The 20,040-nt window shown below is 64.1% G+C and carries 15 protein-coding genes and 1 tRNA gene; 12 read left to right on the top strand and 4 right to left on the bottom strand.

The window, feature by feature from the left end; all coding sequences use genetic code 11:
• Positions 1 to 6 precede the first annotated feature (6 nt).
• Together hglS and msrA are read right to left on the bottom strand one after the other, a co-directional pair.
• Positions 7 to 1,329 (bottom strand): 2-oxoadipate dioxygenase/decarboxylase HglS, encoded by a 1,323-nt coding sequence (gene hglS / locus JX001_RS14385; RefSeq protein WP_205681524.1) that lies wholly within the window; start codon positions 1,327 to 1,329, stop codon positions 7 to 9.
• Positions 1,330 to 1,400: 71 nt separating this feature from the next.
• Complete coding sequence (gene msrA / locus JX001_RS14380; protein WP_205681523.1) at positions 1,401 to 2,051, bottom strand: peptide-methionine (S)-S-oxide reductase MsrA; 651 nt, start codon at positions 2,049 to 2,051, stop codon at positions 1,401 to 1,403.
• Between the two features lie 139 nt (positions 2,052 to 2,190).
• Between msrA and JX001_RS14375 the strand changes: the two genes are divergently transcribed.
• Positions 2,191 to 2,280: transfer RNA gene (locus JX001_RS14375), tRNA-Ser, on the top strand.
• Positions 2,281 to 2,830: 550 nt separating this feature from the next.
• Entirely contained in the window at positions 2,831 to 3,625 is a 795-nt protein-coding gene (gene agaR, locus JX001_RS14370) for a transcriptional repressor AgaR (RefSeq protein WP_205681522.1), read from the top strand.
• A gap of 17 nt (positions 3,626 to 3,642) precedes the next feature.
• On the opposite strand, the gene JX001_RS14365 is transcribed toward agaR, so the two are convergent.
• A complete protein-coding gene (locus tag JX001_RS14365; protein WP_205681521.1) occupies positions 3,643 to 5,562 on the bottom strand; it encodes an NPCBM/NEW2 domain-containing protein in 1,920 nt (639 codons plus the stop codon).
• Positions 5,563 to 5,575: 13 nt separating this feature from the next.
• Positions 5,576 to 6,679, bottom strand: coding sequence for an amidohydrolase family protein (locus JX001_RS14360; RefSeq protein ID WP_205681520.1), 1,104 nt, complete (start codon positions 6,677 to 6,679; stop codon positions 5,576 to 5,578).
• Between the two features lie 134 nt (positions 6,680 to 6,813).
• On the opposite strand from JX001_RS14360, the gene JX001_RS14355 reads away from it, so the two are divergent.
• From JX001_RS14355 to JX001_RS14310, 10 genes are all read left to right on the top strand, one after another.
• On the top strand, positions 6,814 to 8,889 hold the full coding sequence (locus tag JX001_RS14355) for a glycoside hydrolase family 36 protein (protein WP_205681519.1): 2,076 nt from the start codon (positions 6,814 to 6,816) through the stop codon (positions 8,887 to 8,889).
• Between the two features lie 5 nt (positions 8,890 to 8,894).
• On the top strand, positions 8,895 to 9,800 hold the full coding sequence (locus JX001_RS14350) for an EamA family transporter (RefSeq protein WP_241004667.1): 906 nt from the start codon (positions 8,895 to 8,897) through the stop codon (positions 9,798 to 9,800).
• A gap of 102 nt (positions 9,801 to 9,902) precedes the next feature.
• Positions 9,903 to 11,201 carry a D-tagatose-bisphosphate aldolase, class II, non-catalytic subunit gene (locus tag JX001_RS14345; RefSeq protein WP_205681517.1) on the top strand — a complete coding sequence of 433 codons (1,299 nt, stop codon included), beginning with the start codon at positions 9,903 to 9,905 and terminating at the stop codon, positions 11,199 to 11,201.
• A complete protein-coding gene (locus JX001_RS14340; protein ID WP_205681516.1) occupies positions 11,194 to 12,357 on the top strand; it encodes an SIS domain-containing protein in 1,164 nt (387 codons plus the stop codon). Before JX001_RS14345 ends, JX001_RS14340 begins: the two co-directional genes overlap by 8 nt.
• Positions 12,358 to 12,382: 25 nt before the next feature.
• Positions 12,383 to 13,348 (top strand): N-acetylglucosamine kinase, encoded by a 966-nt coding sequence (locus JX001_RS14335; RefSeq protein WP_205681515.1) that lies wholly within the window; start codon positions 12,383 to 12,385, stop codon positions 13,346 to 13,348.
• Positions 13,349 to 13,645: 297 nt separating this feature from the next.
• Positions 13,646 to 16,489, top strand: coding sequence for a TonB-dependent receptor (locus JX001_RS14330; protein ID WP_350354477.1), 2,844 nt, complete (start codon positions 13,646 to 13,648; stop codon positions 16,487 to 16,489).
• Positions 16,490 to 16,788: 299 nt separating this feature from the next.
• Positions 16,789 to 17,094 carry an STAS domain-containing protein gene (locus JX001_RS14325; RefSeq protein ID WP_205681513.1) on the top strand — a complete coding sequence of 102 codons (306 nt, stop codon included), beginning with the start codon at positions 16,789 to 16,791 and terminating at the stop codon, positions 17,092 to 17,094.
• Positions 17,091 to 17,459: a response regulator gene (locus tag JX001_RS14320; RefSeq protein ID WP_205681512.1), complete on the top strand. Its 369-nt coding sequence runs from the start codon at positions 17,091 to 17,093 to the stop codon at positions 17,457 to 17,459. Before JX001_RS14325 ends, JX001_RS14320 begins: the two co-directional genes overlap by 4 nt.
• Complete coding sequence (locus JX001_RS14315; RefSeq protein WP_205681511.1) at positions 17,456 to 19,468, top strand: chemotaxis protein CheA; 2,013 nt, start codon at positions 17,456 to 17,458, stop codon at positions 19,466 to 19,468. Before JX001_RS14320 ends, JX001_RS14315 begins: the two co-directional genes overlap by 4 nt.
• Positions 19,465 to 19,977 (top strand): chemotaxis protein CheW, encoded by a 513-nt coding sequence (locus JX001_RS14310; RefSeq protein ID WP_205681510.1) that lies wholly within the window; start codon positions 19,465 to 19,467, stop codon positions 19,975 to 19,977. Before JX001_RS14315 ends, JX001_RS14310 begins: the two co-directional genes overlap by 4 nt.
• Positions 19,978 to 20,040: the final 63 nt, after the last annotated feature.

Here is a 20,040-nt window from a genome sequence, read left to right as displayed (position 1 = left end):
AACGGACTAGACCATCTCTGTCAGGCCCAAGGCCTTCAGCGTCGCTGTGATCGAGGCGTCCTGTTCAGCGCGGTACAGGGCCATCTCGTCTTGGACCGAGCGGCCCAACGCCCGTTCGAAATCGGCCTTGGCGGGATCGACGGCATAGGCGGTTTCGCGGGCCTCCGATCCCAGGTTGGACTGGAAGATGCCGGCGGCGCTGACGGGCAGGAAGTCTTCGTAGGTGATGGGTTCGGCGACGACGTGGCCCGCCGCGATCAGGGCCTCCAGATCGGCGGCCTCGGCGCGGCCGGCCAGCCCCTCAGGCGTCGGGCGGTAGCGGAACCAGGCCAAATCTGCGCGACGCAGGGCGTCCCAGTCATCGGGCAGGGCGGAGAAGTCCTTCTTCGCCAGGGCCTCGTCATACAGGGCGCGACCGGCGGGGGTCAGGGCGCAGCCGCGCTGTTCGATCTCGCCGAAGCGGGCGGTGTGGGCGCCCGCCGTGGGGCCGTCGGCGCCGGGGAAGGTGATCGCCTCTTGCAGCGCCTTGAAGCTGGTCTGGCGCAGCAGGATCGGACAGGCGCGGGCGGGCGGGCCCTCGATGGTTTCCTTCGGCGCGATGCCGCGTGCGGGCATGGCCGCCTGGGCCGCGTCGATATCCAGCGTGCGCGGAGTCAGGTGGTTGATGTGCGGCCCCTTGAAGCTGACCACATCGGCGATCAGACGGTGGGCGGCGACCAGTCGTTCGTAGGTTTCGGCGCTGACGGTCGCCTGGGCGTGCCAGCGGAAAGTCTCCAGCAGTTCGGAGACGAAACGATCGGCCTGAGCCTCGTCCAGACCGCCGGCGGTCTCCGCCGTCTCGATCAGCTCACGCGCGCCGGGGGTGAAGATGTCGCGTCGGGCCAGGGTCTCGGACGCCTCCGCGCGCAAGGCGTCGTCCTCGATCAACTCCAGCCGCAGCAGCGAGGTGAAGACGCGGAACGGATTGCGCGCCAGGGCCGCCGGATCGACGGGGCGGAAGGCGGTCGAATGGACCGGAACCCCGGCGGGGGCCAGGTTGTAATAGCTGACCGGCTCCATCCCCATGACCGCAAAGGCGCGCGCAATCGTGGCCAGTTCATCGGCCGTGCCGACGCGGATGGCGCCGTGGCGCTCCTCTGACAGACGCGCCAGTTCGCCGGACGCCGCCAGCCGGTCCGCGCCGGCGGCATCGGCCTTTAACGTAGCGGCGTTGATGGCCGCCACCAGCGTCAGCAGATCGCCGTATTGCGGCACCTCGGCCCGATACATGGCGGACAGGGCGGCCGAAAACCGGCTGCGGATCTCGTCAGGATGGACGAAGGCGGACATGAGCGCTCCCATTTTTCGCCGATCCATAGGCCGACTGGCCGCCGGTTGAAACCCGGCGGCCGTCGCAGGGATCAGGCGTCGACGCCGACGCCGATCGGGCAGACCACGCCGGTCCCGCCGATGCCGCAGTATCCGGCCGGGTTCTTGGCCAGATAGCCCTGGTGATAGCCCTCGGCGTAGAAATAGTCGCCCGCCGGCTCGATCTCGGTGGTGATCGTCCCGCGCCCGGCCTGGGTCAGGGCCGCCTGATAGGCCTCGCGCGACGCCTCGGCCTCGGCCTGCTGCTCGGCGTTCAGCGTATAGATGGCCGAGCGATAGGTGGCGCCGATGTCGTTGCCTTGGCGCATGCCTTGGGTCGGGTCGTGGTTCTCCCAGAAGGTCTTCAGCAGTTCGGCATAGGTGATGACGCTCGGGTCGAACACGACCTTGACCACCTCGGTATGACCCGTCCGGCCGGTGCAGGTCTCTTCATAGGTCGGGTTGGGCGTGATGCCCCCGGAATAGCCGGCCGACGTCACCCACACGCCCGGCAACTGCCAGAAGATGCGCTCCACGCCCCAGAAGCAGCCCATGCCGAAGATGGCGGTCTGGAAACCGTCGGGATAGGGCCCCTTCAGCGGATGGCCGCTGACATAATGGTTCACGTCGGTGTCCAGCGGCTCGGCGCGGCCGGGCAGGGCGGTCTCGGGCGTGGGCATTTCGGCGGTCTTCTTGAACAGCATTTGCGGCTCTCTCATCGGAAAATGGCGTTGAAGTCCATATGGGGATGCGAGAGGCGCTTGCCGAGGGGGCGAGTGTGTTCTATCAGGCCCGCCTCCCGCCGGATCGACCTCCGGCGGCGCGCAAGACGCAGCGTGAAACGGACAGGTGGCGGAGTGGTCGATCGCGCACGCTTGGAAAGCGTGTGTAGGTGAAAGCCTACCGAGGGTTCGAATCCCTCTCTGTCCGCCACCCTTTAAATTTAAACAGTGTTTTGGGGGCACCCACCAACTAACCGCCGTAGGTGTGCGCCTTGGTTTGGCTTACTAAGGCTGGTCGTTGCGGTTCAAGCGTGTTTGCGCTGCATGCCGGATAGAGGGCTAAAGCGTGCTGACTGATATCGCGATGTTGCTTCCCGGCCTCGGAATCAACCTCGTAAGCGAGGTCTTAGCGACCTGCGCGTCTAAACGGTTCGCTGTCGTAAATCGCAACGCCGTCGATGCCCCCAATCCGCTCCCAACATTGGCAAATGGAGACGTCCTCTTTCGGTTAGTCGAGCCGTTGTGGTCTCGTCGCCCCACTCGCAACTGAAGATGTCCGTGCCTGGGCCTCTGGGCAGGCGGGACTGGAGCCTAGCTCTCTGGTCCGGCGGTGAGAAATCACCCAGCGGCCCGCGCTTGAGGCTGCCCTCTGCGCGTGATTTCCGACAAGGAGTCGCGCGGCTCCGCTTTCGTTTTGTAGGCAAAGTGAAAACGGGATATGCAGCGTAGGCGGCAATCCGCCGTCTTAGGAGACGCAGTGCATGGCGGACGGGTCCCGCGCGATCTCGCGCGATACTTCAGAGCGTCGGCGTGAAATCACGACCATGATCCGAGCCCGCGGCAGCGTTCAGGTTGCGGCTCTCTCGGATATTTTCAACGTTTCCATGCAGACGATCCGCAAGGATCTGCAGTATCTCGAGGGGCGGGGCGTCGCGACGCGCGCCTATGGCGGGGCGATCAGCACCGAGGTCGTGAACGCCCCTGTTGAGCCAGCGATCGAGACCAAACGCGCCAGTCACCCCGAAGCCAAGGAGCGTGTGGGCAAGCTGGCGGCCGGCATGGTCGGGCCGGGCGATTCCATCATGCTGGATTCCGGCACGACAACCTTGCAGATCGCGCGCTTCCTGCCTGACGACGAGGATCTGACCGTCGTTACGAACGACTTAGATATCCTGACGGTGCTGGCCCAGAAGCGAAAGATAAAGATCGTCATGCTGGGTGGCGAGCTGCGCCGGCGGAACATGGCCTTCTATGGGGCCCAGACCGTCGCGGCGTTGGACGACCTGTTGTTGGACAAGCTGTTCCTGGGCGTGGACGGGCTCGACATCGAGCGCGGCGTCACCACCCACCACGAGCCCGAGGCGCAACTGAACCGCCGGATGGTCGAAACCGCGCGCGAAGTCATCGCCGTCACCGACGCTTCCAAGTTCGGCAAGATCTGCCTGCACCGGATCATAGACGTGGCGGACCTCGACGCTCTGATCACCGACACCGGCGCGCCAGCCTATATCGACGAAGCCGCTGATCGGCTGGGGTTCCGGCTTCATAAGGCCTGAGGCGTCGCTCGGACGCCTCAGCGCCGCAAGGCCGCATCGCCCCAGGTGACGACGAGGGGGAGGTCGCTGGTGAGGGCCTCCGACCTGGCCACGAGCTCAACGATCCTCACACCGCTGATGTCGGCGGACAGCGAAGCGGACGCGGCCCCAAAGCTCATGGGCGCGCTTTCGGCGAGGAGCCGACCGTCGCCATAGACGGCGAAGCGCACCGGATCGCGGGCGTTGCGTGTGGAATCGTCCACGCCGACGCTGGCCTGGAACCGGGCATAGCCCGCGTTGCGCACTTCCAGACGCGAGTTGGTCAGCACGCCGATGCCGGTGTCGAAGCCTTGGCCCGAAATCTTCAGCGCTTCGTCATAGGGGGTGGCGTCGGCCTGGGCGCCGCCCCAGCCCGCATAGGTGGGCCGCTCGCCGGATCCGTGTGTCTCGCCCCAGGCATTGCGCATCCGGTGCACGACGGGATCGGGCTCCGGTGCGACCACGCCGTCGATGGCGACATTTACGTCGCCGGGAACCTCGGAAAGATAGACCCCGTCGGCGAGCTGCCGCTTGCCCGCCGCCTGAAACACCAGGGTCTGACGGGGGGCGAGAGCAAAGGTGGTCTCGTCCGTGAAGGTGGAGCTCGTCTTGTCCCAGAGGTCCCGGATCTGGATGGGCGCGCCCGCTGCGAACTTCAGCTGGGCCGCCGTCAGGGTCACGTCCGTTTTGGCCAGGCCCCGGTTGAACAGGGCGACGGCCTTATCGCCGCTCGACAGCGTCTTTACGATAATCTGCACGTCGTCCGACGCGTAGGCGATGACGCCCTGATGGCCGCGGGGATCCTGGTTCAACCGCACGATGTCGGCATTGCCCCAGATGTCCATCAGGCTCTGCGGCGCCTGGCGCAGGTCGTAGCTGATCAACAGCGGCGCATTGATCATGGCCCACAGGGCGAAGTGCGACCGCGCCTCGGTCAGGTGGTTCTGATCGAAGTCGCCGTGGCCGATGAAGAGGATGTCCGGGTCGTTCCACGCGCCCGGCTTGGCGTAGAGAGCCCGGGTCGAGGCGCTGTCGAAATTGTGCAGCATCCGCGTCCAGGTCGGGGTGATGTCGCCGCTGGTGCGCCACATATGCCCCACCTCCTTGCCCCAGGACCGGACATTGGCCGAGCCCCAATTGCAGATGGCGAGAATATAGTCGCCGTCGGGATTGTGCCGGGCCAGGGCGTCGGCGACCTGCCTATAAAGGGCTTGGACGGCAGGAATATCGGTGCGGTTGATCGAGACCTGGTCGATCAAGGGCGGCACGGGCGTGTAGGCGTGCTCGGCGACCAGGGGCTTGTCGGGACCGTAAACATTGATGCCGCAGGCATCGACCTTGATGTAGTCGAAACCCCATTCGTTGAAATACAAACTGATGTCCTGATCCACATGGCCGTGAAGCCCGACTTCGCGTTCGGCGGTCGTCCCTTCGGGGAGGTTCGGTGAATGCAGGTCATAGGCCTGGGAACAGGCGTTGCGCCCGATGTCGGTGTAGATGCCCGCTTTCAGGCCCATCGCGTGCAAGGCGTTGGTGAAGGGTTGGAAGCTGGAAGCCGCGCCTTCGATCGCCGCAGATGGAAAGATGGCGGTGCGAATCTCCAATCGGCCGTCCGGCTGCCGGCGCTTTAGCCACCAGCCGTCGTCGATGTTGACATAGATGTAGCCTAGTTCAGACAGGCCGCTGTCGACCATGGCCTGGGCCGCCCCCAGAACCTTGGCCTCGTCGACTTCTGTGCGGAAGGCGTTCCACGAGTTCCATCCCATGGGCGGGGTGCGCGCTTGCGACCGCTCGGGGATTGACCATGCGCCAGTGGCGGCCAGGGGGTTTGTCTCGGGTCCAGTCTGGGCGGCGGCCGGCCAGGCGACGCTGAGAAAGCCGCAGGCCGCGACAGACGTCAGGAGGGTGCGCACGATCATGGGACGGCTCCGATCAGCGGTCGGGGCGAGAGAAGAATACGCGACGCGCATTGGCGGAATATATCTTGTCGATCACCGAGCGGGGCAGGGCGAGCCCCTTCGCTTCGGCGGCGATGTCATCGATACGCTGGCTGTTCCCGGTGGCCAGATAGGTCCAGTCCGATGACCAGACGTCGTGGGCTGACTGCCTGAAGGCCTGGGCGTCTTCGCCCGGATTGAGGGTCAGGTCGGTGCCGTAGAGAATGCGGTCCTGGTAGGTGATGAAGAAGTCCCGCACCTTTCGATGGTCCCGCACGGATTGGTATTGGATCTGGGCCATGCGGGCCGCCAGCTCGATGACGGCGTTCGGATGAGCGTCGAGAAACTTCGCCGCCTCGTCGACGCTCCACTCCAGGCTGGCCATGTGGGCGCCGACGACCTGCAGGTTCGGGTTGCGCGCCGCCATGGCGTCGCGCCTGGCCATCAGAGCCTGATAGCTCGGCATCTCGGGGTGAAGATACATGTGGTATTCGGGGTGGGCAGAGAAGTAGAGCCGGTCGTTCCGGGTCGTCATCTGCTCGATCGGCAGCCAGCAATTATAGGGTTCGCCCTGGTGCGCGATCAGCGGCACGTGGATCGCGGCGAGATGGCTGAAGACCGGGTCGAAGCCAGCGTCGTCGATGAAGATCAGATGCCCCTCGGCGTCACGCTCGACCATGCCGATGTTCTTCCACACCTTCACGGCCACGGCGCCCCGACGCACCTCGGCGTCGATTATGGCCTTGGTGCGGTCCGCCCAACCGGCTTGGCCGAAACCCTGCATCGAGAAGGTGGCGGCGTAATGGAAGCGGTCGGGATGCGTCTCGGCATAGTGGTGCGCGACCTCGGCCTGATCGTTGATCGAGGGGAAGGCAGGGTAGTCGACGTTGATCGACAGGATCTCGAAGTTGTCGGCCGCCGCTTGGTCCAGGAAGGCGTCGTTTGCGGTGTTGAGGTGCACATGGGCGTCGATCTTGCGCACCGTTGCAAAGTCTGCCGCCGCATAGGTCTTCCCGGCCTCAAGGGTGGTGCAGGCGGACAAGGCGCTGAGCACAATCGGTGCGGCTAACGCCCACGACAAGCGGATATTGAACTTCATGAAGACCTCCATTCAGACAACCGAGGCAAACATAGAAACAAATGCCGATGTTTCGTTGTGCGTCTTTTTGTTTGCCTTTGGAAAGAGGGCTGTGCAAGGTTATTTGCAGGCTGATCGTCAAAAAAGGTCCGACGATGATGACGAAACCCCTTCTGCACCGCCGCGGCTTGCTGGGCCTGCTGGGCGGAACGGTGTTGGCGACAGGAGCGGTCGGCCCTCGCCGCGCTTGGGCGGGGCCGGTGGTGGCGAGCGCAGGCGATCGGGTCCTGACGGTCGAGTTTGACACGGCCTTGAATAGCCGGCTGATCGCCAGACTGGTCGGGCGACACTCAGAACTGACCGACTTCGGCGCTTCGGAAACGGTGACGCTTCAGGATGGCCGGGTCATCGACAGCTTCCCGTTCGTCGATCAAAGCCAGGTTCCGGTCAGGGACGTCCACGGCGCGGGCGTGCGGCACACGGTGCGCGGCGTGTCTTCCGCAGGTCTGGAAAAGAGCGTCAGCCTGACCTTCTACGATCGCTATCCGGGCTTTCCCTTGGTGAAGGTCGTTTGGCGGCCCACGCGCGGCGAACCTGTCGCTATCAAGAGCTATCGTCTCGGAGCGCATATTCTGAAGTCGTCCGGCGCGGGCTTCTGGTCCTGGTCCGGTTCAAGCCATGACGACCGCCGCGACTGGGTTCAGCCGGTGGGTGACGGCTTCGAGCAGGCCAACTTTATGGGCATGAACGCGTCCGACTATGGGTCGGGCACGCCCGTAGCAGACGTTTGGCGGCCTGACGCCGGCGTCGCCGTCGGCCATATCGAGCTGACGCCCAAACTGATCTCGCTGCCGATCATCGCCTCTCCGGCCGGGGCCGCTGTGGCCTTGGAAGAGGCGCGGGCCGTGACCTTGAATCCAGGCGAAGCCATGCGCTCGCTAGACGCCTTCGTCGCGGTTCACCAGCGCGACTATTACGCGACGCTCGACGCCTATCGTCGTGTAATGGCGGACCGGGGCTTGGCGGCGCCGAAGGCTCCAGAGGGATCCTATGAAGCCATCTGGTGCGCCTGGGGCTACGACCGCGATTTCACCATCGCCGAGATCGAAGGCACCTATGCCAAGGTCAAGGACCTGGGTTTCAAGTGGGCGGTGCTAGACGACGGCTGGCAAACCAACGAGGGCGACTGGGCGCTGGATCCACGCAAATTCCGCAGCGACGCCGACATGATCGCCTTTGCCCGCAACATCCGCGCGGCGGGGCTAAAGCCGAAGCTGTGGCTGGCTCCTTTGGCTGTCGATCCGGGGTCAGACCTGCTGCACGATCACACCGACATGCTGCTGCTGGACCAGAACGGCGCTGTTCAGGATGTGACCTGGTGGAACGCCTTCTACCTGTGCCCGGCCTATCAACCGACGCGCGACTACACCCAGGCGCTGATCCGCAAGATCATCGGCGAGTGGGGTTATGAGGGCCTCAAGCTGGACGGCCAGCACCTGAACGGCGTGGCCCCCTGCCACAACCCGGCCCACAATCATGCGCGGCCGGAGGAGTCGGTCGAGCAACTCCAGAACTTCTGGAAGATGGTCTATGACACGGCTCTGGACGCCAATCCGAAGGCGGTGGTGGAGTTCTGTCCGTGCGGGACGTCCTACGCGTTCCACAATCTGCCCTATACCAACCAGGTCCCGGCGTCCGATCCGCTGTCGTCCTGGCAGGTGCGCCTGAAGGGCAAGTCGCTGAAGGCCTTGATGGGGCGCGACGCCGCCTACGCCGGCGACCATGTCGAGTTGAGCGACGGCGGCGACGACTTCGCCTCGTCCGTCGGCATCGGTGCTGTCATCTCAACGAAGTTCACCTGGCCGAACGAGGGCCGGGGCAAGGACGCCAACTTCCGGCTGACGGCTGAACGCGAGGCGGTGTGGCGGAAGTGGGCGGATGTCTACAACACCAAGATGCTGTCCAAGGGGCAATATCTGGGGGAACTGTACGACATCGGCTTCGACAAGCCGGAAGCGCATGTGGTCGAGAAGGATGGCCGACTCTATTACGCCTTCTATGCACCGATATGGGACGGGCGGATTGAACTGCGGGGTCTCGGCCCAGGCGGCTACCGTCTGACAGACTATTTCAACGGCGCGGATCTGGGGACGGTGACCGCGCAGACCGCGCGCATTCCTGCCCGGTTCGAACGCTTCCTGCTGATCGAAGCCACCCCCATTCAAGGCTGATGCCCGTGACCGACCTGACTTCGCCCGCCGCAGCGCCAATGGGTGCGTCTCGACGCTGGCTGCTTTTCGCCCTCATGACCGTGGGTCTGTGGGGAGTGTGGGGCGCATTCGCCAGCGTTTCGGCGCAGCGCGGCTTTCCCGAAACACTGGTCTATTGCGTCTGGGCCCTCACCATGGTGGTGCCCGCCCTTATCGTGCTGAAGCGAGAGAAATGGCGGCTGGACCGCGATCCTCTGTCGATCCTCTACGGCCTGTTGATCGGCTTGACGGGCGCCGGCGGGCAGATGGTGTTGTTCTACGCCGTGACGACCGGGCCGGCCTATCTGATTTTTCCGATCATCTCCCTGTCGCCATTGGTTACCATCCTGATGTCGCTGGTGCTGCTCAAGGAGCGCACCACTCGTCTGGGCGCGCTGGGCGTGGTGCTGGCCCTTATCGCTCTGCCGCTATTCGACTTCTCCCCCCAAGGCTTCTCCTTCTCACAGGGCGCGGCCTGGTTCCCGCTGTCGCTGATCATCATGCTTTGCTGGGGGGTGCAGGCCTTTTTCATGAAGCTGGCCAATACGCGGATGCGCGCCGAGAGCATCTTTTTCTACATGATGCTTAGCGGTCTCCTGCTGACGCCGGCGGCGATCGCGATGACGGATTTCTCGAAACCGATCAACTGGGGTTGGGACGGGCCAGGGCTGGCCGCGGTCATCCAGATTTTGAACGCCGTCGGCGCCCTCTTTCTCGTCTACGCCTTCCGGCACGGCAAGGCGATCGTGGTGGCTCCGCTCACCAACGCCGGCGGCCCATTGGTTACGGCTGTCATCGCCTTGCTGATCGTCGGCGTCATGCCGGGTGAACTGAAGATGGTCGGCCTGGCCCTGGCCTTCATCGCTGCGGCCCTTTTGGCCTCTGCACCCTAGAGGATAGACAGAACGAAACTGTTCGTGAGGTTTCGATTTCATTGCTTTGGTTGCGTTTCGTCTCAGTTTCGTTAGAGTTGTCCCGTTGCGAAAGGATTTCTCATGAAGGCGATGCTAGACCTCGTGGCTCGGCACAAATCCGGGCAGGCCTGCGGCATCTATTCGGTCTGCTCCGCGCACCCGCTGGTCCTGGAGGCCGCCTGTGTCCATGCGCTTAAGGCGGACATCGATGTCCTTCTGATCGAGGCGACCTGCAATCAGGTCAATCAGGACGGCGGTTACACCGGAATGACGCCGGACCAATTCCGTGACTTCGTTCACACCATAGCGCAAGACGCCGGTCTGCCGGTCGAGCGCCTGGTTCTGGGGGGCGACCACCTGGGGCCCAACCCCTGGACGAGGCTTCCCGCCGAAGAGGCCATGGCCAAGGCGGAGGTGTTGATCGAACACTATGTCGCCGCCGGCTTCCGCAAGATCCATGCGGACTGCTCCATGTCGTGTTCGGACGATCCGACCCCGCTGGCGGAAGACGTTATCGCACGACGCGCCGCGCGTTTGATCAAGGTCGCCGAAGCAACGCACCAACGGGTCGGCGGCGAGCCCTGCGTCTATGTCATCGGCACGGAAGTTCCGGTGCCTGGCGGCGCCGCCGAGGATCTGCCCGAGTTGGAAGTGACGACGCCCCAAGCGGCGATCGCGACGTTGGACGCTCATCGGGCCGTCTTCGCCGAAGAGGGTCTGTCGCAGGCTTGGGCGCGGGTCATCGCCATCGTCGTCCAACCCGGCGTCGAATTCGATCACCGAAAGGTCATCGACTACGACCGCGCGAAGGCGGTCCGTCTGCGCAGCGCTCTGGACGATCAGGCGCGCGTCGTCTTCGAAGCGCACTCGACCGACTATCAGACCCCCGCAGCGCTGAAGGCCCTGGTGGAGGATCATTTCGCCATTCTCAAGGTCGGGCCCGGCGTGACCTTCGTTCTGCGCGAGGCCCTTTGGGCTCTGGACGCCATTGAGCGTGAATGGATCGGCGAGGGAGGGGCGTCAGGCTTCCGCTCAATCGCTTTGGAGCGGATGACGGCCGAGCCAGGCAACTGGGCCAAATACTATCACTCCGACGGCGCCGCCCTACGGTTTGACCTCCAGTACAGCCTGTCGGATCGGATCCGCTATTACTGGCCCGATCCGGCCATTTCCGCCGCCCAGGACCGGATGTTCGCAAACCTCGCCGACAACCCGCCGCCCATGGCGCTGATCAGCCAATATCTGCCGACGGCCAATGCCGCCCTACGTGACGCCGGTCTGCCCTCAGATCCGACAAGCCTGGTGATCGCCCATATCGGCGCGACCCTGGAAGCTTATCGGGCCGCCTGCACCCCCGAGCCGGAGTTTGCTCATGTCTGATGTGATCCAACTGGGGCTTGAAGAATCCGAACTGGAACGGCTGGGAGGTCTTTGGACCGCCCGTGAGATCGCGCAACAGCCGGCCATGCTGCTCGAGACGCAGAAGCTGCTGATGGCGCGCCAGGCCGAGATCGACGGATTCCTTGAGCCGCTTCTGGCGGAGCCCAGGCTTCGGATCATATTGACGGGAGCGGGTACATCCGCCTTCGCCGGCGAATGTCTGGCGCCCTTGCTGTCGGCGCGCCTTGGCCGGCGGGTCGAAGCCATCGCCACCACGGATCTGGTCTGCGCTCCCCATCTCTATTTCGAGCCCGATACGCCGACCCTGCTCGTCTCATTCGGCCGCTCGGGCAACAGTCCTGAAAGCGTGGCGGCGATCGAGTTGGCGGACCGGTTGGTGAAACACCTGAGCCACCTAGTCATCACCTGTAATGCGGAGGGCGCGCTGGCGGCCTTTGGCGCGGCGCCGAGGGGGCTGACCATCCAACTGCCCGAAGCGACCCATGATCGCAGCTTTGCGATGACGTCCAGCTTTTCGTGCATGACCTACGCGGCCCTGGCCGTCTTCAGCGGCGTCGCCGTCATGGATCAGCGGGTCGAGGCCATCGCACGCGCCACTCAGGGCGTTATCGCGGACTACTCCTCGGTCATGCAGACGGCGGCGGCGGAAAGCTATCAGCGCGTCGTCTATCTCGGCAGCCACATCTTCAAGGGTCTGGCGCGGGAATCGGGATTGAAGCTTCTGGAGCTCACGAACGGCGCGCTGGTGACGATGTTCGATTCGCCGCTAGGGTTCCGGCACGGGCCGAAGACGATCGTCAACGCTCGAACCCTGATCTTCGTCTTCTTCTCGAACGACGCCTATACGCGCAGCTATGACATGGACCTGCTTGAGGAGCTGCGTCGCGACAACGACGCCGCCCGGGTCATCGCCATCACCGCGCAAGACGGCGTGGGTCTGGAGACGCGGGACGAAATCAGCGTGGCGGGTCTGGCGACGTCGGACGACGCCGAACTGCTCTTCCCCTATATCGTCGCGCCTCAGATTCTGGCCTTCTTCCAGTCGCTGCGGCTCGGCCTGAGGCCGGATAAGCCCAACACCTCCGGCACGGTCAACCGCGTCGTGCAGGGCGTGCGGATTCACGAGTTGAACTGATGGCCGGGGGCGGGGGGCAAGAGGCGTGAAACAATCGGCCGGCTATTTTCTGGGCGTCGACGGCGGCGGCACAAAGACCGCCTTCGTTCTGATCGACCGCTCGGGTCAGGAGGTCGCCCGACACGAGGGCGGCTCCAGCTACCACGTCGAGATCGGCGTTGAGAAACTCCACGTCGTCCTCGACCAAGGCGTCCAATCGGTTCTGAAACAGGCGGGCGCATCGACAGCCGATGTCCGCTTCGCCTTCTTCGGCCTGCCAGCGCACGGTGAGGATTCGAAGATCCAGCCCATGCTGGACCTCATGCCGGAGGCTTTGTTGGGTCATCGCCGCTACGCCTGCGGCAATGACATGATCTGCGGGTGGGCCGGCTCTCTGGCGGGTGAGGATGGCATCAATATTGTCGCCGGCACGGGCTCCATTGGTTACGGCGAGCATCAAGGTCTGTCGGCGCGTGGCGGTGGATGGGGGGAGGTCTTCTCCGACGAGGGGTCGGCCTATTGGATCGCGGTCCAAGGGCTGAAGGCTTTCTCGCGAATGTCGGATGGTCGCCTGCCGCGAGGTCCTCTGCATGAGCTGATGGTGCAGGAATTTGCACTGACGACGGACCTCGATCTCTGCGCCCACATCTATGCCAAGAGCACGCCGCAGCGGGATCGGATCGCGGGCGTCTCGCGACTGATTGCGCGGGCTGCGGCGAGTGGGGACCCGGCCGCGAGGCGGATTTTCACCGAGGCTGGTCACGAACTGGCGGAAATCGTGGACGGCATCCGGCGGCGGCTGGCGTATCGGCCGGGCGAGCGCGTGAACCTGTCTTATTCAGGCGGGGTGTTTCAGAGCGGCGATCTTATTCTCGAGCCGTTCAGGCAGCGGCTTTCGGCCTGTTCGGCGGACTACCGACTCATTTCGCCGCGCTACAGCCCGGCGATCGGCGCAGCCATCTATGCGGCTCGTCTGGCTGGAGCGCCGCTCGACATGGCCGTCAACGCCTGACTGCTGATCTCGTGAGCGTATCGAGACCCGAGGGGTACGACCGCCTCTCGGAGGTTCCTGATTTTCCACGCTTGTCCGCCCACTCAGCTCCCGGGCGCCTCCGCTTCCCCGCGATGTGATGATCCTTGCAGGCTGGTTTTGACGCCTTTGTCACCCTTTTCTACGGAAGCGTATCAGTTTGGTAGATGTTTCGTTACGTATCTATTTGACAGTTTCGCGAAACAGTAGTTCCCTTTTGTAGCGTTTTCTTGGCTGTGAACCGAAGCCTCGGACCAAGCCAAGCGACGTTCGTCGATCATGCGAGCAAAGGGGATCGCAATGTCACGTCGTCTATCACTTCGAACGGCCGCTCTAGCGGGGGCCGGTTTTGCAGCCTTGGTGTCTGTCAGCGCCGCCCGCGCCCAGTCAGGGGCCGCTGACGAAACTGAAACAACGGCTGACCAGGCTCAGCAGGTTGACGAAATCGTCGTCGTCGGGACGCGCGGCAGTATCGCTCGAGCGGTGGGTATGAAGCGCGAATCCGGCACTGTGCAGGATTCTATCAGCGCTCTGGAACTCGGCATGTTCCCAGATGACAACGTCGCCGATTCCCTGAGCCACATCACGGGCGTGTCGATTTCACGGACCGCCGGCGGCGAGGGACAAAGCGTCAGCGTGCGTGGCCTTGGGCCTGAGTATACGCTCTCGACCTTCAACGGCCGCATCCTGGCCACCGACGGCGCCGGGCGCGATTTCGCCTATGACGTGCTGCCGTCAGACGTGATCAGCGGCGCGGACGTCATCAAGGGTGCAGAAGCAGCCAACACCGAAGGCGCCATCGGCGGCCTCATCAACCTGCGCTCGGCCAGCCCCTTCGATCAACGTGGCCAGCACAGCATCATCCGCGTCGAGGGCGACCGCAACCAGATGTCTGAGCTGGACGGATCCAAGCTGTCGGCCGTCTACAGCAACACCTTCCTCCACGACACCTTCGGACTGATCCTCGGCGTCGTCTCCGAGCGACGCGACGACCGGACGGATGTCGCCGGCAATGACGGTGGTTGGACGCGCAACGCGGATCCAACCGACGAAAGCTGGCTCTGGGGCAATGCCTGGGGCGGCAGTATTGACCCGAACGGCAACGGCCAACTGGATGTCGAGGAATATGGCCTCATCGGCCCCGGCCAGTTCCGTGTCGGTTCAATCCTCGAGAGAAAGAAGCGGAACGCCTATACGGCGAAACTGGAATGGCGTCCGAACGACAGCTTCCGACTGGTCGTCGACGGCCTCTCGACCAAGCTCGATTCGCCGCAGGTCGGCTATCAGCAATCCTTCTATACGCTGTATGCGCCAGGTCGCTGGTCGAACATGGTGATCAACGATGGCATCGTCACCAGCTTCGACATGACCAATACGGACCCGGAGCAGCGCCTCAATCCCGAGTTGCTCAACCAGACCTCCTACCGGGTGGTCGAGACCCAGCTGTACGGTGTGAACGCGCAGTGGGACGTGACCGACAGCCTGACCCTGACCGGCGATGTCTATCGCTCGACGTCCAGCCGAAACTCGGGCGGTCAGGACAGCTACGTCGTCCTGCGGATGAACCAGGCCAATACGGCTCACGTCGAACTGAACGGCGCCTATGTGCCGGACGTCACGGTCAGCTTCGATGACGGGCGCGATCTGTCCCGCGGGCTGGCCAGCGGAGCGTTTACCGACTCCGATTTCAACACCCACTATTTCTCGCTCGCAGGCGACAACATCGAGGACGAGATCAACGGCGCCGCCTTCAGCGGTCGCTGGACGGCCCACAGGGGATGGCTGGACAATGTGCAGTTCGGCGTCAACTACACCGATCGTCGGAAGTCGCGGGACCTGGTCAATAACTCGCTGACAGGCGGCGCTGACTATTACTCCGGCCAATATGCGATCAATGTCGGCGACCTTGGCGGTGGAGTGATCTCAAACAGCTTCAACCTGCCGAACTTCATGAGTGAGGTGAATGCGAACTTCCCACGTACCTTCCTGTCCTTCGATATCGCCAGTTATCAGGCCGCCCTGGCGGCCTATGACGGCCATCCGCGCCCTGGCGGCGGCCAATACAGCTATGCGGCTGCGGCTCCCGTCTGGAATCCGCTTCAGAGCTATCGGGTCAGTGAGGAGTCCTGGGCCGGCTTCGTCCAGGCCAACCTGTCGGGCGAACGCTGGAGCGGCAATGTCGGCGTCCGCGTGGTCCAGACGAACACCAGCGCCCAAGCGTGGGACGCCAAAATCCTCGAGATCGTGGAGAACGGCGCCTTCAACTACACCGCTATCTATGATGATCCGACGGCCATCACCCAAGACAACGACTACACCTATGTCCTGCCGTCGATAAACCTGAACTATCGCATCACCGAGGATCTGCGCCTGCGCCTCGGTGCGGCCAAGACCATGGCCCGTCCGTCGGTCCAGACCCTCGCGCCGACAAACACCACCGAAAGCGTATCCTGGGGCGAGTTCACCCAGATCTACGGCGGCAACGCGGCTCTGAAGCCTTATTCGGCGGTGCAGTACGATGCGTCGCTGGAATACTACTTCCGGCCGAACTCGATCTTCAACGTCGCGGTGTTCAAGAAGGATATCGAGGACCAGATCACCACCAGCTGGGAACCGGGCCAGGACATCGGCGTGCCGGGCTATCTGTTCAACGTCCAGCGACCGATCAACGGCGATACGGCCGAGGTCCACGGTGTCGAGGTCGGCCTTCAGCACTTCCTAGACAACGGCTTCGGCGTGCGCGCGCAATACACCCGCAACTGGTCCAAGAGTTATGTCGGAGATGTTGAACGACCACTGGAGGGCATCGCGCCGTCAGTCTATTCGCTCGGCCTCTTCTACGAGCGCGGACCGCTGTCGATGAGCGCCTCGGCGGACCACACGGATGGCTTCGTCACCGCGATCAACGTCCTGGGCGAAGGCTACAACGAGGAAGCCGACCCCATCACCTGGGTCACCGCCCACATCTCCTACAAGGTGACGGACAGCATCGACATCTCGTTGGAAGGCCAGAACCTTCTGGACGAAGCCAACACCTACTCCATCAACGGCAATCCGCTGCTGCCGCAGGGCTATTATCGCTATGGCGCGTCTTACAAGTTGGGCGTGAGCTACCGGTTCTAGACCTCTGGCGCGATCAGGCCTTCAGGCGGCGCGTCATCATTCGCCGTCAGGGGAGGGGCGCGGTCAACTCGGTTTTGATCGCGCCGTGAGGTTTCGCGTCGATCTCGGGTCGGATGGCGGGGCGGCAACCAAGACACGAAATCGATCGGCGTAATCTAGAGTGCTCACAACCGTAAATTGTGATTTAACGCAATGCTAAGCGCCGGATAGGTGTGCTTCCTTATCGCAACCTTGAGTGCAGTTTAACGGTCATCGCCAATCATGTTCCCAGCACAAGGTCACGGCCGTGCGGGGGAATAATGAAGACAGTATTGGTGGATGCGTCGCTTGTGGTGCGCAATGTCGCTGGGCTGCGCCAGTCAATCCTGGACGCCTTTGAGGAAGATGACGCGGTCAGTCTGGACCTGGTCGCGGACCAGGCGGTCGATCTCTGTGGCGTTCAACTGATCGAGGCGGCGCGCCGTCAAGCGCAGGCCGTCGGCAAGACCTTGCGTCTGGCGCATCCGGGCGAGGTCTTCCGCCCGGTGCTGGAAGCCGCGGGCTTTCTGACCCAGGCGTCCGAGGACGACCTGCTGTTCTGGTTTCACGAAGGGTCGGTTCAATGACGGCGTCCATCCTAACGGTTGATGACTCGCCCAGCATTCGCATGGCGCTGAAGATCGCCCTGACCGGCGCAGGCTATTCGGTGGCCGAGGCCGCCGACGGCGCTGAGGGCATCGCCAAGGCCAAGGCCAGCGCCTTCGACCTGATCATCACCGATCTGAACATGCCGGTCATGGACGGCCTGACCATGATCGAGGAGATGCGCCGCATGCCCGAGCAGATGGGCGTGCCGATCGTGTTCCTGACCACCGAGTCGGACGAGGGCATGAAGGCGCGGGCCAAGGCGGCGGGCGCCACGGGCTGGCTGACCAAACCCTTCGATCCCGACCAACTGGTGCGGATCGCCAAGAAGGTGCTGGGTCGATGAACGAAGCCATCGCCATCTTTCAGGTTGAGGCGCGCGAGAACCTCGAACTGATCGAACAGGGCCTGCTGGACCTGCTGGACCGGCCTGAAGATCGGGACCTGGTGGATGCGGTGTTTCGGGGGCTGCACACGCTGAAGGGATCGGGGGCCATGTTCGGCTTCGACGCCCTGGCCGGCTTCACCCACCATTGCGAAACCGCCTTCGACCGCGTCCGCAAGGGCGAGGTGGCGGCGACCAAGGATCTGGTCTCGGCGGTTCTCGCCGCCCGCGATCATATGCGGCGTCTGCTGGAGGACCCTTCGGGCGCGCACGGGGCAGCGGGGGACGCCCTGCTGGCCGATCTGGAGCACGCGGTGCGCGACGCCGACGACGCCGGGGCGCCCGCAGAGGCGCCGCCCCATATGGCGACGACCTGGAGAGTGAAGTTCGAGCTTCCTGCCGACGCCTTCCGCAACGGCTCCAACCCCTTGGCTCTGCTGAATGAGCTGCGGGATCTGGGTGACGCCCATGTCGTCGTCGATGCGTCGCGTGTTCCGGCTCTGGGCCGGATGGAGCCGACCGATCTCTACCTCGGCTGGACGGTCACCCTGACGACGGATCAGGGGCGGGCGGCGATCGAGGACGTCTTCATCTTCGTCATGGACGAGATGACCTTGAGCATCGAAGCCGTGGACGCCGAACTGTGCGACGCCGTTGAAGATGCGCACCCGGACGCGCCGGCTTCGGTCGCTGAGAAAACGGCAGCCCCGCAGACGGCGCCCGTCGAAGCCGCCAAGCTCCCGGTGGCATCCGGCGCCGACCCAGTTGATGCCGGCGCCGCAAAATCCACCAAGGTGACGGAAAGCGTCCGCGTTCCTGCCGATCGTCTCGATGAACTGATGGACCGGGTCGGCGAGCTCGTGATCGCGCAGTCGCGACTGAGCCAGATTTCCAACGCCGGAACCGACATGGCTCTGCGCGCGGTCTCCGAAGAGATCGAACGCCTGTCGGGCGAACTGCGCGACACGATGATGGTGCTGCGGATGGTGCCGGTTTCGACCCTGTTCGGTCGGTTCCGCCGTCTGGTTCACGATCTGGCGCGCGAAACCGGCAAGGCCATCGAGCTGTCGACCGACGGCGAGAGCACCGAGATCGATAAGACGGTCATCGAGCGTCTGGCCGACCCTCTGGTCCACCTGATCCGCAACGCCGCCGACCATGGACTGGAGATGGCCGAGGACCGGACCGCCGCCGGCAAGCCCGCCACGGGCCGCATCCGGCTGTCGGCCCATCAGTCGGGCGGCGAGGTGGTCATCACCATCCGCGACGACGGCCGGGGCATCGACCGCGACCGTGTCCGCGCCAAGGCGGAGAGCCAGGGGCTGATCGAGCCCGGCGCGGCGATCAGCGATCATGATCTGCTGCAGATGATCTTCCATCCTGGCCTTTCGACGGCGGCGGCGGTCACCAACCTGTCAGGCCGCGGCGTCGGCATGGACGTGGTGAAGCGCACCATCGAGGGCCTGCGCGGCTCCATCGACATCGCCAGCCGGCCGGGCGAGGGGTCGGAGGTGTCGCTGCGCATCCCGCTGACCCTGGCCATCATCGACGGCCTTTTGGTTCGGGTCGGTCACGGCCGCTACGTCCTACCGCTGGACGCGGTCGAGGAGTGTCTGGAGCTGTCGCTGGACGAGGATCTGCGCTCTCGCGGCCGCAGCTTCATCTCCCTGCGCAACAGCCTGGTGCCGTTCCTGCGTCTGCGCGAGATGTTCGACACCGGCACGCCGCCCGAACTGCACCAGAAGGTGGTCGTGGTCTCGACCGGCGCCGAGCGCATCGGCCTGGTCGTCGATCAGATCATCGGCGACCACCAGACGGTGATCAAGTCGATGTCCAAGCTTCATTCCGGCTTGCCGACCTTCTCGGGCGCCACGATCCTGGGCGACGGCGCGGTCGCGCTGATCCTGGACGTCGGTCACCTGGTCGCCAAGGGCCAGCAGCAGGAGGCGCAGATGCGCGAAGCGGTATGAGCGGCGTGGCCGGGACGCCAGGCTGGACCGGAGCCGAGCAAATCGAGGTTCTCACCTTCGAACTGAACGGAGAAATGTTCGCCCTTGAAGCCGTCGCGGTGCAGGAGATCATCGATCTGGCGCCCGAGACGGCGGTTCCGGGAGCCAGCGCCTTCGTCGGGGCGGTCATCAACTTTCGCGGCAAGGTCATTCCTCTGTCGGACCTGCGGGTCGCCTTCGCCATGGAGCGGGGCGAGCCCACCATCGATAGCCGCATCGTCGTGATCGAGATCGATCTGGACGGTGAGCCGACCCTGGTCGGGCTGCGTACCGACAAGGTTCACGAGGTCACGACCCTGGCGCGCGCCGATGCGGAGGCGCCGCCAAGCGTCGGCATGCGCTGGCGGCCTGAGTTCGTCCAATGTCTGGTCAAGCGAGACGGCGAATTCATCGTCGTTCCGGCCCTCCAGACCCTCTTCAATCAGCAGCGGGAGCCGCGTCATTCAATCGCGTCCGCGACCCGCCACTAGCCAATCCAACCGCGTCAGGACGGCTTCCGTCCGAGCGCTCCGATCTCGAAACTTCACCGGCCT

The sequence above is a fragment of the Brevundimonas fontaquae genome (genome assembly GCF_017086445.1).
GTDB lineage: Bacteria > Pseudomonadota > Alphaproteobacteria > Caulobacterales > Caulobacteraceae > Brevundimonas > Brevundimonas fontaquae.
This window is presented reverse-complemented; position numbering and strand designations above follow the sequence as displayed.